We start from the raw sequence: 14,291 nt of genomic DNA, 5'->3' as shown, positions 1-14,291 counted from the left end.
GCAGGTCCCGGACGGCAGATGACGTGGCTGCGCTCGCGGCGCGCTGCATCTTTGCCGTCTCGCGGTCGTCCTGTCACCCCTTCGCGGGCGCCTGGCTCAGAGCGCCGGCTGCCGCGCCGCCTTGCCGTTGCCGCCATTTGCCGGGGCCGGTTCTCCGCGCCAGTCGTCCAGCCGTCGCCCGGCGGTGCTGAAGGCGTGCAGGCGGCTCGCGGGCACGGCGATCGACACCGCGTCTCCCTCGCTGCTCGGCGAGCGGCCGGCAACGCGCGCCACCACGCCTTCGCCATTGACCTTGCCGTGCAGATAGCTCTCGGCCCCGACCGGCTCGACCGCCTCGATGACCAGTGTCAGGCGCAGACCGTCCGCAACGCCGTTTTCGCCGACCGCGACATCCTCGGGGCGGAAGCCGATCGTTGCCACCGCCGCGTCGCGCAGGCCGAGCTGGCCATCGTCGCCGAGGGCGGAGAGCGGCAGGAGGTTCATGGGCGGCGCACCGATGAAGCCGGCCACGAACAGGCTGGCAGGGCGCTCGTAGACGTCGAGCGGCGCGCCGACCTGCTCGACCTTGCCCGCGTTCATCACCACCAGCGTGTCGGCCAGCGTCATCGCCTCCAGCTGGTCGTGGGTGACATAGACCGAGGTGATGCCGAGGGTGCGCTGCAGATGCTTGATCTCGACGCGCATGTGACCGCGCAGCTTGGCGTCGAGGTTGGAAAGCGGCTCGTCGAACAGAAACGCCTCCGGGTTGCGCACGATGGCGCGGCCCATGGCGACGCGCTGGCGCTGTCCGCCGGAGAGTTCGCGCGGCCGCCGCTCCAGCAGTTCGGCGAGTTCGAGCGTCCTTGCCGCCTCGCGGACGCGGCGGTCGATCTCGTCCTTGGCCACGCGGCGGTTGCGCAGGCCATAGGCCATGTTGTCGTAAACCTTCATGTGCGGGTAGAGCGCGTAGTTCTGGAACACCATGGCGATGTCGCGCTCGGCCGGGTCGAGGTCGTTGACCACGCGGTCGCCGATGCTGATCGCGCCCTCGGTGATGGTTTCCAGCCCGGCGATCATGCGCAGCAATGTCGACTTGCCGCAGCCGGACGGGCCGACCAGCACGATGAAGCGGCCGTCGGGAATGTCGATCGAGACATTGTCGACGGCACGCTGGGTGCCTGAATAGATCTTCGAGACCTTGTCGATATGGAGACGGGCCATCGCGGATGCTCCTACTTGTCGCTTTCGGTCAGGCCCTTGATGAACCAGCTCTGGAACACCACGACCACGATCACCGGAGGCAGCATGGCGAGGATCGCCAGCGCCATGGCCTGCCCGTATTCGGGTATCTGCGAGCCGACCCAGACCTGGATGATCTGCTTGATGCCGCGCACCAGGGTGAAATAGTCCTCGTCGGTGGTGATCAGCGTCGGCCAGAGATACTGGTTCCAGCCATAGACGAACATGATGATGAAGATCGCGGCGATCATGGTGCGGCTGAGCGGCACCAGGATGTCGACGAAGAATTTCCACGGGCCGGCGCCGTCGATCCTGGCCGCCTCGATCAGTTCGTCGGGCACCGACTTGAAGAACTGGCGGAAGAAGAAGGTCGCCGTCGCCGAGGCGATCAGCGGCACGATCAGCCCGGTATAGGTGTTGGTCAGCCCCATCGACTGCACGATCTCGTAGGAGGGCAGGATGCGCACCTCGAGAGGCAGCAGCAGGGTGACGAAGATCGCCCAGAAGGCGAGTTCGGCCAGCGGAAAGCGGAAATAGACGATCGCATAGGCGGCCATCATCGCCACGACGATCTTGCCGATGGCGAAGCCGAAGCCGAGGATCATCGAGTTGATCATCATGGTGGTGCCGTTGACGGCACCGGTAAAGCCGAGGCCCTTGAACATCACCGTGGAATAGTTCTCCGCCAGGCGGTCGCCGGGCATGAACTGGACTCCGCCGGTGTGGATGGTCACCGCCTCGTGGGTGGAGGTCATGAAGGCCAGCGCCACCGGCAACAGCATGAACAGCGAGCCGGCGATCAGGATGGCGTGGTCGAGGACGACGCTCCACCTGAAGGCGGCGCGCCGCGTCGCCGGAGCGAGCGCATGGACGGTTGTGGCGGTGTCTGTCATGCGCCCCTCACGAATAATGCACGCGGCGTTCGATGAAGCGGAACTGCACCACGGTCAGGACGAAGACGACGATCATCAGGATGACCGACTGTGCCGAGGAACCGCCGAGATCGTTGCCGCGAAAGCCGTCGAGGAAGACCTTGTAGACCAGCGTCACCGGGTTGTTGCCAGGCTCGTTCTTTGTCATCAGGTCGATCAGGCCGAAAGTGTCGAACAGTGCGTAGGTGATGTTGATCACCAGCAGGAAGAACGCCGTCGGCGTCAGGAGCGGCAGTGTCACCGTGAAGAAGCGCCGCATGCCCGACTGGCAGTCGATCATGGCTGCCTCGCGCACCGAGCGCGGGATCGACTGCAGGCCGGACAGGAAAAAGATGAAATTGACCGCGATCTGGTACCAGACCGCCGTGACGATCATCGCGGTGGCGGTGTCGTAATAGTTGACGCCGACCCGCATGTCCCAGCCGAAGAAGCCGAACAGGGCCACCAGCGGGCCGACATGCTGGTCGAACAGAAGGATGCCTAGCAGGCCGGCGACCGGCGGCGCGATGGCGTAGATCCACATCAAAAGCGTGCGATAGGTCTTGGCGCCGCGGATCACCGCGTCGGCCTTGACCGCCAGCAGCAGCGCGATGGCGAGCGCGAAGAAGGCGACAAGCGCGGTGAACCAGACGGTGAAGGTCGCCACGCGCCGGTATTCGCTGTTCGACAGCACGTCGCGGTAATTGTCGAGGCCGACAAAGGACGAGCTGAAGCCGAACGGGTCCTCGAGATAGAAGGAGGAGCGCACCGCCTCGCCTGCGGGCAGGTAGAAGAAGACGGCGACGATCGCGATCTGCGGCAGCAGGAAGATGTACGGGATGGCCGAATGGCCGAACCTGACCTTGTTCATCCGCTTCTCTGTCCCCTGCCGATGATGCGAAAAGGGCGCGTCCTCGGAAAGGACGCGCCCCGCGGGCGTGATGCCTGTTGTTAGCTGCCGGTCTTGGCGAAGCGCTCGAGCAGCTGGTTGCCGTCGGCCTCGATCGTCTTGAAGGCCTCGTCGACGGTGGTCTCGCCGGTGAACAGCTTGCCGTATTCGCGGTTCATGACGTCGCGGATCTGGACGTAGAAGCCCATCCGGTAACCCTTGGTCCACTCGCCGGCCTTCAGGTTGAGCTGCTGGATGCCGACCTCGGCCTGCGGGGTCTCGCTATAGTAGCCCTGTTCCCTGGCAAGCTCGTAGGCGGCGTTGGTGATAGGCACGTAGCCGGTCTGCTTGTGCCACATCAGCTGGACTTCCGGCGAGGTCAGGTATTCGAAGAACTTCGCCGTGGCCTTGTTCTCCTCGTCCGACTTGCCGGACATGGCGAACAGGGCCGCCCCGCCGATGAAGGACTGGTAGCCCTCGTCGCCCGCGACCGACTGCCAGTAGGGCAGCGGCACGGCGCCGAACGGCATGGTGGCCGACTTCTTCAGGCCGCCGAAGGAGCCCGACGAGCCGATCCACAGCGCGACGTTGCCCTGCTCGAACGGGGTCTGGTTGTCGCCCCAGCCGGTGCCGTACCATTCGAAATGGCCGCTGCCCTTCCACTCGACCAGCTTGGAGAACATCATCTTCAGCTCGTCGCTGTTGACCAGCAGCCTGGTGCCCTCGGCGCCGTCATAACCGTTGTTGTTGGTCGCAAACGGCAGGTTGTGGCGCGAGAAGAAGTTCTCGGTGAACTCCCACGGCAGATGCGACTGGACCAGCGGGATGTAGCCGGCGTCCTTGAGCTTCGGCGCGATGGCCTCGAACTCTTCCCAGGTCTTCGGGGCCTCGACGCCGGCCTTTTCCAGCGCCTCGGTATTGAAATACATGATCGGCGCCGAGGAGTTGAACGGCATGCCGATCATCTTGCCGGCGCTGTCGGCGTAGAAATAACGCACGCCGGAGATGTAGTCCTCGATGTCGAACGCCGCGCCGGCGCCTTCGAGGATGTCCTGCACCGGCATCACCGCGCCCCTGGCGCCGATGACGGTCGCCGCGCCCGCGTCGAAGACCTGGAGGATGTTCGGCTGTTCGCCGGCGCGGAAGGCGGCGATGCCGGCCGTCAGCGTTTCCTCGTAGGTGCCCTTGTAGACCGGGGTCAGCCTGACCTCGTCCTGGGCCTCGTTGAAATTGGCGGCGATCTCGTTGACCGTTTCGCCGAGCGCGCCACCCATGGCGTGCCACCAGGAAATCTCGGTGACGGCGAGGGCGGGGCTGGCGAGAAGCGACAGTCCGGCCGCGAGACCCGCGGCGATACCAAAGGGCTTCATGATGCTCTCCCGAATTTGGTTGGCGAAAGTTCCGTTCACTTTCGCCTCTCGCCGTAGCGACGGGAGATGACAGTCCGACAACGGTTTTGTTGCAGCCGTGTGAAATGCGCCACTGATCCACAATGGCCGCCGGCTACGCTGCGACAGGGGTCGGGGTGGCGTCCGGCGGGGCGGGCGTTAACGAAAAACCGTCTGCTGCGTCGGATGTTCACAAAAAATTTGTCTTTGTCAGATTCCGGCCAATATCTCGTTCTTCAATGGAGACGCTGGAGGATTCGAAATGCATACGCAGTTCCGCAAGATCCCCTATAGCGCGTTCCTCGCCGCCAAGGCGGCGTGCGAGAAGCCGGCCGAGATCGACCGCTTCCTGGAAAGCGGCGCCATGCCGGCCGCGTGGCACCTGAAGCTTGACGAGATGTCGCTTGAGGCAAAGAAGGACGACGACGCCGTCGTCATGACCATCAACTGACGGCGGCGGGCTCGCCCCGCCGCCCGGCACATCAAGGCCGCTCCATCTGGGACGTGGCCGCATTTCCGGACTATCAGGCAACGAAATGACCGCGCGCTGCCAACGCGCGGGCGCTCTTGTGCCTTGCATCGAGTGAAAAGGCGGGCAGGGCCGCCGCCAACCTTGCCGTCGGTCACGCAACCGGACAGGCAGCGCGGCGAGTTCACGCCGGAAAACTTAGCAAATCGACGAAGTTTTTTCTTGCGCCGCAATTCGCGGCGATGATAGTTAGCGATATGGCTAAGCATGATCCTGATCTCTCGCTGCTCTTCCATGCGCTGGCCGACCCGACGCGCCGCTCCATCCTGACCCGGCTCGCCGAGGGGCCGGCGCGGGTGACCGAACTGGCCGGGCCTACGGGGCTGCGGCTGCCCACGGTGATGCGGCACCTTTCCGTGCTGGAGGAGGCGGGGTTGATCGTTACGTCCAAGGACGGGCGGGTCCGAACCTGCGCCATCGTGCCGGACGCCCTGAACCCGGTGCGGAGATGGCTCGACGAGCAGCGGGCCATCTGGGCGGCGCGGCTCGACCGGCTGGACGCGTTCGTGATGAATGTGATGAAGGAAGGCAAGGAATGACGCAGAATTTCGCGACAAGCACAGCGACACGGGCAGCCGCCGCCGACGATCGGAGCGGCCGTTTTGCGACGCTGACCTTCGAACGCGACCTGGCGGCGCCGTTGTCGGTGCTGTGGGAAGTGTGGACGGCACCCGCCGCGCGGGCGATCTGGTCCGCACCGTCTTCGGCGGTCGCTGTGGAGTTCCTTGAGGCCGACACCCGGGTGGGTGGACGCGAGGTCTCGCTTTGCAGGATGGAGGGTCGTCCGGACATCCGCTGCGAGTGCGGCTGGCTGGCGCTGCAGCCGGAGGTGTCCAGTGTCAACTACGAGGTGATCTCGTCTGAAGGCGTGACGCAATCGGCAGCGCTGGTGACAGCAGATTTCTCGGGCACGGACGAGCGCAGCCGGCTGGTCGTGACGGTGCAGTTGTCCTCGCTGGCCGAGGATATGGAGGCGGGTTACCGGCAGGGCTTTGACGCGGAGCTGGACAATCTCGCCGGCGTGGCAGAGCGCACCATGGTGCTGCAGAAGGTGATCCGCGCGCCGCGGTCGGTCGTCTGGGGCGCATGGATGAACGCCGAGACTTTGCCGCAATGGTGGGGCCCGGAGGGCTTCTCCTGCCGCACGCAAAGGATAGACCTGCGCACCGGCGGCGAATGGGTCTTCGACATGATCGCGCCCGACGGCACGGTGTTTCCGAACCACCACCTCTATCACGAGGTCCGGCCGGAGGAGCGGATCGGCTACACGCTTCTCTGGGGCGAGAACGGGCCGAAACATGCCGACGCCTGGGCCTCGTTCGAGGACCAGGACGGGGCAACGAAGGTGACTCTGGGCATGGTCTTCACCACTGCTGCCGAGTTCCAGCAGGCGAAGGGCTTCGGCGCCATCGAGCTGGGACTGCAGACACTGGGCAAGCTGGAACGTTTCATCATTTCAAGCTGACTTGCCACGGCGTTCCGCAGCTCGAACAAGGGCTCGTGGGCAAGGCCAACTTTCGGGGAACGCTCCAGCGACGTTCCGCTCCGAAGGCCGGCATCGCGACGAATGACGAGCGGTGAACTGGTGATCCCGACAGGATTCGAACCTGTGACCCTCAGATTAGGAATCTGATGCTCTATCCTGCTGAGCTACGGGACCACGGCCGCTTCATACCGGTTTCGGGTGGATTCGCCAACCGTTTTGGCGGGGTTGCGGCGACGGTCGAGCCGTGTTCTCGGCCGCTGGTGTGAAGGCTCCGCCAGCCGAAGCAAGCGCGCCGGCTTGAGGGTCGGTGCGAACGAAAATGGCGGCGCTGCCGCCGCCATTTCCCAGCCATGATCGAAAGAACGGCTAGGCCGGCTTGCTCAGTCGGCCCTTGCCGGCAGTGCCGAGGGGGCTGCTTCGCGTCAGGCTGCCAGCGCCTTTTCCGTCAGCCGCACCCAGTAGGAGATGCCGTGCGGGATCGCCTCGTCGTTGAAGTCGTAGGCGGGGTGGTGGAGGTTGGCCGTTTCGCCATTGCCGACAAAGATGAAGGAGCCTGGCCGGGCCTCCAGCATGTAGGAAAAGTCCTCGCCGCCCATCATCGCCGGCATCGCCGGGTCGACATTGGGCGTGCCTGCCACGTCCTCGGCGACGGAGACGGCAAAGCCGGTCTCCTCGGCATGGTTGAAGGTCACCGGGTAGTTGCGGTCGTAGTGGATGTGGGCTTCGGCGCCGCTGGCGCCGGCGATCCCGGTGACGAGCGCTCGGATGCGTTCCTCGGCGAGGTCGGCGGTCTCCTTCTTCAGCGTGCGCACCGTGCCGGCGATCTCGGCCGTCTCGGGGATGACGTTATAGGCGTCGCCGGCATGGAATTTGGTCACCGACACCACCAGCGCCTCGACCGGATCGGTGCTGCGCGAGGCGATCGACTGCATGGCGCCGACGATGCGGCTGGTAATCACGATCGGGTCGATGGTCTGGTGCGGGAACGCGGCGTGGCCGCCGCGCCCCTTCACGGTGATGGTGAATTCCGCCGTCGAGGCCATGATCGGGCCCGGGCGGGTGGCGAAATGGCCGACCGGCAGGCCTGGCGCATTGTGCATGCCGAACACCCGTTCGATGCCGAAGCGCTCCATGATGCCTTCCTTGACCATGACGCGGCCGCCGCCGCCGCCTTCCTCTGCGGGCTGGAAGATCACCGCCACCGAGCCGGCGAAATTGCGCGTCTCGGTCAGGTACTTGGCCGCGCCGAGCAGCATCGCGGTGTGGCCGTCATGGCCGCAGGCATGCATCTTGCCGGCGTTTTCGGAACTGTGCGGCACGCCGCTCGCCTCGGCGATCGGCAGCGCGTCCATGTCGGAGCGCAGGCCGATGGTCGGGCCGTCGCCGAGCCGGCCGCGAATGATGCCGACGACCCCGGTCTTGGCCATGCCGGTCGCCACCTCGTCGCAGCCGAATTCGCGCAGCTTCTCGGCCACGAAGGCCGAGGTCTCGAACAGATCGAAGCCCAGCTCCGGCTTGCGATGCAGGTGCCGGCGCCAGCCGCTCACCTCTTCCTGCAGCTCCGCCGCCCGGTTCAGAATCGGCATTTGGTCGCACTCCTCTGGTCCTTCCGCGCAAGAGGCGGGTGCCGCCGGCCGGTTCGCGCCGGCCGGGCTTTGCCATCTTGGCGTCACATGCGCTAAATAATACCCGCCGGAAGCCGGCCGGTCGCCTCCCCGCGCGAAATGAGAGCGGCGGAAAGACCGCGCAACCGTAGCGCAATTCGCGCACCCGACCATAGCGAAATCGACACAGAGCCCCGCGATGCGACTTTTCGGACTTTCAGGAGCCCTGGCCGTGGCCGGCCTTCTCACCCTGCTGCAGCCGGCGGCGGCCGGTCCGTCGATCGTCGTCGACCTGAAGTCGGGCAAGGTGCTGTCGCACGAGGAGGCGTTCCGGCGCTGGTATCCGGCGTCGCTGTCGAAGCTGATGACGGCCTATGTCGCCTTCCGCGCCGTCAAGTCGGGCGAGGTGACGCTGAAGTCGCCGGTCACCATCTCCAGGAACGCGGCCAAGGAACCGCCGAGCAAGATGGGCTACAAGCCGGGCTCGGTGCTCACCCTCGACAATGCGCTCAAGATCATCATGGTCAAGTCGGCCAACGACGTCGCCACCGCCATCGGCGAATCGATCGCCGGTTCCGAGGCCGCCTTCGCGGCGCGCATGAACGCCGAATCGAAGCGCCTCGGCATGACCGGCTCGCACTGGGTCAACGCGCACGGGCTGCATTCCGACGAACAATATTCGACGGTGCGCGACCTCGCGCTGCTCGCCGTCGCGATCCGCCGCGAGTTTCCAGAACATGCCGCGTATTTCAACATCGAGGGGCTGGCTGCCGGCAAGGCCAAGCTCTCCAACCACAACACGCTGATCGGCCGCTATGCCGGCGCCGACGGCATGAAGACCGGCTTCACCTGTCCGGCCGGCTTCAATCTGGTGGCGTCGGCCACACGCCAGGGCCGCACCGTGATTGCGGTGCTGGTCGGCGAGCCGTCGGTGGCGCAGCGCGCCGAAAAGGCGGCACAGCTGCTCGAGGACGGCTTTTCCCGCAACCAGTCCTTCGCGCCGGAGCTGACCCGGCTCCCGGTCGGCGGCGACAAGCTCGCCGAGGCGACCAACATGCGTCCCGTCATCTGCACCCAGGAGGCGCGCAAGGAGCGCATGGAAAACCGCGACGAGGAGGGCAACATGGTGATCCGCTCGCCCTTCATCCGCGAGATGGAGCGCGAGCCGCAACTGGTCGCCGTCGGGCTCGGCGGGGCCACCGGGCCGAAATCGCCTGCCGCCGCCGAACTGATCGAATACGCCAACGTGCCGATCCCGACGCCGCGGCCGCCCTACGAGCCGGCCAAGGCGAGCGCGGTCCAGTAGCCACGCCGATGCCTGATCAAGAAATGCCCGCGCCGGTCCCGGTCAGCGTTCTCACCGGCTTTCTCGGCGCCGGCAAGACGACGCTGCTCAACCGCCTGCTCAAGCTGCCCGAATTTGCCGGCACCGCCGTCATCATCAACGAGTTCGGCGACGTGCCGATCGACCATCTGCTGGTCGAAAAAGCCTCCGACGGCATTATCGAACTCTCCGACGGCTGCCTGTGCTGCACGGTGCGCGGGGAACTGGTCGACACCCTGGCCGATCTCGCCGACCAGGCCCAGACGGGTCGGCTGGCGCAGTTTTCGCGCGTCGTCATCGAGACCACCGGGCTCGCCGACCCGTGCCCGGTGCTGCAGTCGATCATGGCGCATCCGGCGCTCATCGCCGCCTACCGGCTCGACGGCGTCATCGCGGTAGCCGACGCGCTCTCCGGAGCCGCGACGCTCGACGCGCATGAGGAGGCGGTACGCCAGATCGCGGTCGCCGACCGCATCGTCCTCACCAAGACCGATCTTGCCGAACCCGGTGCGGCTGAAGCCCTTGCGGCGAGACTTGCAGCCCTCAACCCAGGCGCGCCGGTGCTCGACGCCGCGGCCGGCGCGGCGACGCCCGCCGCGCTGCTCGACTGCGGCCTCTACGACCCGGCGACCAAGGGCGTCGACGTCGAACGCTGGCTGCGCGAAGGGGCGCTGCGCGACCATCACGACCACCATCACCATGGTCACGACCATGACCACGAACACCACCATCACGACCGGCATGACGGCCGTTTCCGCACCTTCTCGCTGACGCTCGCCCGGCCGCTGGAATTTTCCGCGATCGCCAATTTCCTCGACCTTCTGCGCTCCACCCATGGCGAGGGCATCCTGCGCATGAAGGGCATCGTCGAGACGGTCGAGGAACCGGAAAGGCCACTCGTCGTCCATGGCGTGCGCCAGTTCCTGCATCCGCCGATGCGGCTGCCGGCCTGGCCTTCCGGCCAGCGCGGCACGCGGCTGGTGCTGATCACCGCGGACGTTCCGGAAGACTATGTGCGGCGGCTCTTCGACGCCTTCGCCGGCAAGCCGTCGGTCGACCAGCCCGACCGCACGGCGTTGGAGGCCAACCCGCTGTCGATCGGCGGGTTCCGGCCGTAAAGCAATTTATGAGGCGAAACTGGTTTCCGATCGCACTTTCGCGGGGGAATTCGGTCGAATCGGCTCAGCGCCTTGAGCGGTGGGCGGCCTAAGCGTCCGCCCCGTCCGCAATCGCCCCGCCGCGTTCGATCAGGAAGCGGTGGCCGCCTTCGACCGCCCGGCTTTCCACGAGGCGGTGCCCGCTCTCGGCGCAGAAGGCGGGAATGTCGATCACCGCCAGCGGATCGGTGGTCTCGACCCACAGCCGGTAGCCGTCCGGCGCGTCCATCAGCCGGCGCCGCGTCTTCAGCACCGGCAGCGGGCAGTTGAGCCCGCGCAGGTCGTAGGTCTCGGCCGCGGCCATCCCCGGCGGGCTATTCGAAGATGTTGGTGATGCGCTTGCGCACCGAGCCGAGCCCGAGCAGGCCGCCGGACTCTTCCTCCGCGGGTGCCGCGGCGGTCTCCGCCGGTTCCTCGGCGGCGCGCTTGGCGGCTTCCGCCTCGGCGACCTTGGCCGCTTCGGCCGCCGCCCTTGCCTCGGCGGCGCGGCGTTCGGCCTCGGCCTTTTCCTCGGCCGCCTTGCGCTTGGCTTCCTTCTCGGCGTCGATCGCCGCCATGCGGCGGCCGGCCGGTGAATCGATGCGGCCCATGACCGAGGTCGCGGTCACCGTGCCGTCATGGCCAAGCGAAGGCGGCTCCACCGGCACGCGCTCGCCGCGCGCCCGGCGACGGGTCCAGTCGGCGACCAGGTTCGCCTCCCTCAGCCCGGCGATCGAGGCCCTCGGCGCCGGCATGCCGCCCTTGCCGGCCATGGTGGTGAAGGCCGCCTCGTATTCGGAACGGTAGGACTGGAAGGCGTTGACCAGCGCTTCGGGCTGCGTCGTCGGGGGGCAGGCGCCGGTCGGCGAGAACTCCACGCCTTCCTCGGTGACGCGGTTGAAGACGTAGCGCTTCTCGCAGACGTCGACCTTCGGCGGCACCTTGGTGATCTCGAAATGGTCGTAACCCTCCTTCAGCATCTGCCAGAAGGGATAGTTGGGGTCGTTGCGGTAGCGCGCCATGTTCTGCGCGGTCATGCGGAACGGGTAGGCCTGGATCTGGAAATCGCGCTGGCCGCCGCGGAAGGCGTCGCGGGCCAGCGCGTAGATCTCTTCCATCTCCGGATTGTTCATCGAATAGCAGCCGGCCGACGAACATTCGCCGTGCACCATCAGGTGCGAGCCGGTGCGGCCATTGGCGCGGTCATAGGCGTTGGGATAGCCCATGTTGAAGGCGAGGTGGAAACTCGACTGCGGGTTCATCTGCGCCGGACGCACATGGTAGAAGCCTTCCGGTGCCTGGCGGTCGCCTTCCGTGAATTTGGGGCCGAGCTTGCCCGACCATTTGCAGATCGGGTAGGTGGCGAGCAGCTCGTAGCGGCCATTGGCCTTCTGCTTCCAGACCTCGAGCTGGCCTTCTTCCTTGAAGACGCGCGCCATCACCGGCGAGTGCCGGGTCATGCCCTTGGCCTTCATGGCGGCAATCAGGCGCGGCGGCAGCGGCTTTTCCGCCTTGGCCCCGACCGACTGCAATGTCGATTCCGTGCAGCCGGCCAGCGTCAGCGCCATGCCGGCGGCAAGCAGTCCGGTACGCATCCACTTCGAAATCATCGGCGTATCAATCACCCGTCGCGATGGTCTTTGCGGCAGCAAGCCTCTCTGCCGTGATCGCTGGCGCGACGTTAAGTTGGTTAACCTTGAAAAAACCTTACCACAAGGGCAGCCCCGCCTGCCTCACGCGGTTGTCATTGAGGCAAAAGTCTTGGCATTTTTGTGGCATGTCGCGGGCATTGGCCGCATTTCACGCCGCCCGGGCAGCCTGCCTCAGAGCGCGCGTCCGATGGCCAGGAACTTCTCGCGGCGGTGCTCGCGATAGTCCATGTTCGCGCCGGCAAGCTCCTCGAACGCCGCTTCGATCTGCTTGCCCGTCGCCGCGATCACGGTGTCGCGGCTGCGGTGCGCGCCGCCCACCGGCTCGTCGATGATGCCGTCGATCACCTTCAGTTCCAGCAGGTGCTGGGCGGTGATGCGCATCGAGGTGGCGGCGTCCTTGGCGCGGGTGGAATCGTGCCACAGGATCGAGGCCGCGCCTTCCGGCGAGATCACCGAATAGATCGAATGCTCGAGCATGTAGACCTTGTTGGCGGTGGCGATCGCGATCGCGCCGCCGGAGCCGCCCTCGCCGATGATCACCGAGACCACCGGTACCTTGAGGCCGAGCGAGGCCGAGGTCGAGCGCGCGATCGCCTCGGCCTGGCCGCGTTCCTCTGCGCCGATGCCGGGATAGGCGCCGGCGGTGTCGACCAGCGTCACCAGCGGCACGTTGAAGCGGTCGGCCAGTTCCATGATGCGTACCGCCTTGCGGTAGCCTTCCGGCCGCGCCATGCCGAAATTGTGCTTCAGACGGCTCTTGGTGTCGGCGCCCTTTTCCTGGCCGAGAATCGCCACCGGCTCGCCGCCGAAGCGGGCAAAGCCGCCGATGATGGCGTTGTCGTCGCCGAAGCTGCGGTCGCCGGCAAGGCCGGTGAAGTCGGTGAACAGCGCATCGACATAGTCGAGGCAGTGCGGCCGGTCGGGGTGGCGCGCCACCTGCGCCTTCTGCCACGGCGTGAGCGAGCGGTAGGCTTCGTTGAGCGCTTCCCTGGCGCGCTTTTCCAGCCGGGTGATCTCGTCGGCGACATCGACGGCCTCGCCGCTTTCGCTGAGCTTCTTGAGCTCGAGGATCTTGCCTTCGAGATCGGCGACGGGTTTTTCGAAATCGAGGTAGTTGTACATTCGCCGTCGGCCAGAACGCTCGCAATACGCAAGAAAGCGCACTCCTGGCGGCCGGACGGGCCGGCGCGTGCGCCAAATGAGGCCCTCACATAACGTTCGCGCGCCTAATCGGCAAGCGGGTGGTGCTCGTTGACGAGCCGCACCAGCCGCTCCTCCAGCACGTGGGTGTAGATCTGAGTCGTGGAGATATCGGCATGGCCGAGCAATTGCTGCACGGCGCGCAGGTCGGCGCCGTTCTGCAACAGGTGGCTGGCAAAGGCGTGGCGCAAGACGTGCGGCGAGACCCTGGCCGCCCTGATCCCGGCGCGCGCGGCCAGTCCCTTCAGGTCGCGTGCGAAGACCTGGCGCGGCAGATGACCGCTTTCGGATGCGGCGGGGAAGAGAAAGGGGCTCTCCACGGCCGCGGCATCGCGGGCGCGGGCCGAAAGCCAGGCAGTCATGGCCGCACGCGCCTTCTCGGTCAGCGGCACCATGCGCTCCTTGCCGCCCTTGCCGCGCACCATGAAGAAGCGCTGGTCGCGCTGTGCCACCTCGACCGGCAGCCCGACCAGTTCGGAAACGCGCAGGCCCGTCGCATAAAGCACCTCGATCAGCGCATGCATCCTCGTGGTGGCCACCTGGCTCATGCCGGGCGGCGCTGTTGCCGCTTCCTCCGCCGCGCGGTCGAGCAGGCGCCCGGTTTCGGCCTCGCTGAGGATCTTCGGCAGCACAGCGCTCTTGCGCGGCGCCATCGCCGTGCCGGTCGGGTCGTCGCCGCGCAGGCCTTCGGCATAGAGGAAGCGGTAGAACTGGCGCAGCGCCGAAAGCTTGCGCGCCTGTGTCGAGGCAGCGAAGCCGCGCGCGGCGATGGTGTCGAGATAGGCGCGGATGTCCGAGCTTGAGGCGTCGGCCAGCCCGCCGATCCCGGCCGCCGCATCGTCGAGGTCGCGGCGATAGGCCTCGAGCGTGTTGGCGCTGGCGCCCCGCTCGGCGCTCATCATTTCCAGGAAGGCTTCGATCGCGGTCGCGCTGTTCATCGGCTGACCACCGGGC

General features: G+C 66.4%; 14 protein-coding genes and 1 tRNA gene. 5 read left to right on the top strand and 10 right to left on the bottom strand.

Annotation, left to right across the window (positions count from 1 at the left end; all coding sequences use genetic code 11):
- Positions 1 to 96: 96 nt before the first annotated feature.
- The 4 genes from ugpC to FQ775_RS16360 all read right to left on the bottom strand — a co-directional run bounded on the left by ugpC (position 97) and on the right by FQ775_RS16360 (position 4,388).
- Positions 97 to 1,200, bottom strand: a complete 1,104-nt coding sequence (gene ugpC, locus FQ775_RS16375) for a sn-glycerol-3-phosphate ABC transporter ATP-binding protein UgpC (RefSeq protein WP_146298461.1) — start codon at positions 1,198 to 1,200, stop codon at positions 97 to 99.
- Positions 1,201 to 1,211: 11 nt separating this feature from the next.
- Positions 1,212 to 2,000 (bottom strand): sn-glycerol-3-phosphate ABC transporter permease UgpE, encoded by a 789-nt coding sequence (ugpE, locus tag FQ775_RS16370; protein WP_246730385.1) that lies wholly within the window; start codon positions 1,998 to 2,000, stop codon positions 1,212 to 1,214.
- A 118-nt stretch (positions 2,001 to 2,118) separates the two neighbouring features.
- Positions 2,119 to 3,000: an ABC transporter permease subunit gene (locus tag FQ775_RS16365; protein WP_146298459.1), complete on the bottom strand. Its 882-nt coding sequence runs from the start codon at positions 2,998 to 3,000 to the stop codon at positions 2,119 to 2,121.
- 80 nt (positions 3,001 to 3,080) lie between these two features.
- Positions 3,081 to 4,388, bottom strand: coding sequence for an extracellular solute-binding protein (locus tag FQ775_RS16360; RefSeq protein ID WP_146298458.1), 1,308 nt, complete (start codon positions 4,386 to 4,388; stop codon positions 3,081 to 3,083).
- A 280-nt stretch (positions 4,389 to 4,668) separates the two neighbouring features.
- On the opposite strand from FQ775_RS16360, the gene FQ775_RS16355 reads away from it, so the two are divergent.
- From FQ775_RS16355 to FQ775_RS16345, 3 genes are all read left to right on the top strand, one after another.
- The gene (locus FQ775_RS16355) at positions 4,669 to 4,857 is read left to right on the top strand and encodes a hypothetical protein (RefSeq protein WP_146298457.1); all 189 of its coding nucleotides are present in this window, start codon (positions 4,669 to 4,671) and stop codon (positions 4,855 to 4,857) included.
- Positions 4,858 to 5,132: 275 nt separating this feature from the next.
- On the top strand, positions 5,133 to 5,474 hold the full coding sequence (locus tag FQ775_RS16350) for an ArsR/SmtB family transcription factor (RefSeq protein WP_206064769.1): 342 nt from the start codon (positions 5,133 to 5,135) through the stop codon (positions 5,472 to 5,474).
- Positions 5,471 to 6,400: an SRPBCC family protein gene (locus FQ775_RS16345; protein WP_146298456.1), complete on the top strand. Its 930-nt coding sequence runs from the start codon at positions 5,471 to 5,473 to the stop codon at positions 6,398 to 6,400. Before FQ775_RS16350 ends, FQ775_RS16345 begins: the two co-directional genes overlap by 4 nt.
- Before the next feature lie 118 nt (positions 6,401 to 6,518).
- Here FQ775_RS16345 and FQ775_RS16340 read toward each other — a convergent pair.
- Both FQ775_RS16340 and FQ775_RS16335 read right to left on the bottom strand, forming a co-directional pair.
- Positions 6,519 to 6,595 (bottom strand) — tRNA-Arg (locus tag FQ775_RS16340).
- Between the two features lie 248 nt (positions 6,596 to 6,843).
- Positions 6,844 to 8,007, bottom strand: a complete 1,164-nt coding sequence (locus FQ775_RS16335) for a M20 aminoacylase family protein (RefSeq protein WP_146298455.1) — start codon at positions 8,005 to 8,007, stop codon at positions 6,844 to 6,846.
- Between the two features lie 250 nt (positions 8,008 to 8,257).
- Here FQ775_RS16335 and FQ775_RS16330 point away from each other — a divergent pair, with 250 nt between their 5' ends.
- A complete protein-coding gene (locus tag FQ775_RS16330; protein ID WP_246730154.1) occupies positions 8,258 to 9,331 on the top strand; it encodes a D-alanyl-D-alanine carboxypeptidase family protein in 1,074 nt (357 codons plus the stop codon).
- A gap of 8 nt (positions 9,332 to 9,339) precedes the next feature.
- On the top strand, positions 9,340 to 10,467 hold the full coding sequence (locus FQ775_RS16325) for a CobW family GTP-binding protein (protein ID WP_246730153.1): 1,128 nt from the start codon (positions 9,340 to 9,342) through the stop codon (positions 10,465 to 10,467).
- A gap of 88 nt (positions 10,468 to 10,555) precedes the next feature.
- Here FQ775_RS16325 and FQ775_RS16320 read toward each other — a convergent pair whose 3' ends face one another.
- From FQ775_RS16320 to FQ775_RS16305, 4 genes are all read right to left on the bottom strand, one after another.
- A complete protein-coding gene (locus FQ775_RS16320) occupies positions 10,556 to 10,810 on the bottom strand; it encodes a sulfurtransferase TusA family protein (protein WP_146298453.1) in 255 nt (84 codons plus the stop codon).
- A 10-nt stretch (positions 10,811 to 10,820) separates the two neighbouring features.
- Positions 10,821 to 12,095, bottom strand: coding sequence for a L,D-transpeptidase family protein (locus FQ775_RS16315; protein ID WP_146298452.1), 1,275 nt, complete (start codon positions 12,093 to 12,095; stop codon positions 10,821 to 10,823).
- 213 nt (positions 12,096 to 12,308) lie between these two features.
- The gene (locus tag FQ775_RS16310; protein ID WP_146298451.1) at positions 12,309 to 13,259 is read right to left on the bottom strand and encodes an acetyl-CoA carboxylase carboxyltransferase subunit alpha; all 951 of its coding nucleotides are present in this window, start codon (positions 13,257 to 13,259) and stop codon (positions 12,309 to 12,311) included.
- 104 nt (positions 13,260 to 13,363) lie between these two features.
- Positions 13,364 to 14,275 (bottom strand): site-specific tyrosine recombinase XerD, encoded by a 912-nt coding sequence (locus FQ775_RS16305; protein WP_146298450.1) that lies wholly within the window; start codon positions 14,273 to 14,275, stop codon positions 13,364 to 13,366.
- Positions 14,276 to 14,291 lie beyond the last annotated feature (16 nt).

It is taken from the genome of Nitratireductor mangrovi, assembly GCF_007922615.2.
GTDB lineage: Bacteria > Pseudomonadota > Alphaproteobacteria > Rhizobiales > Rhizobiaceae > Mangrovimarina > Mangrovimarina mangrovi.
This window is presented reverse-complemented; position numbering and strand designations above follow the sequence as displayed.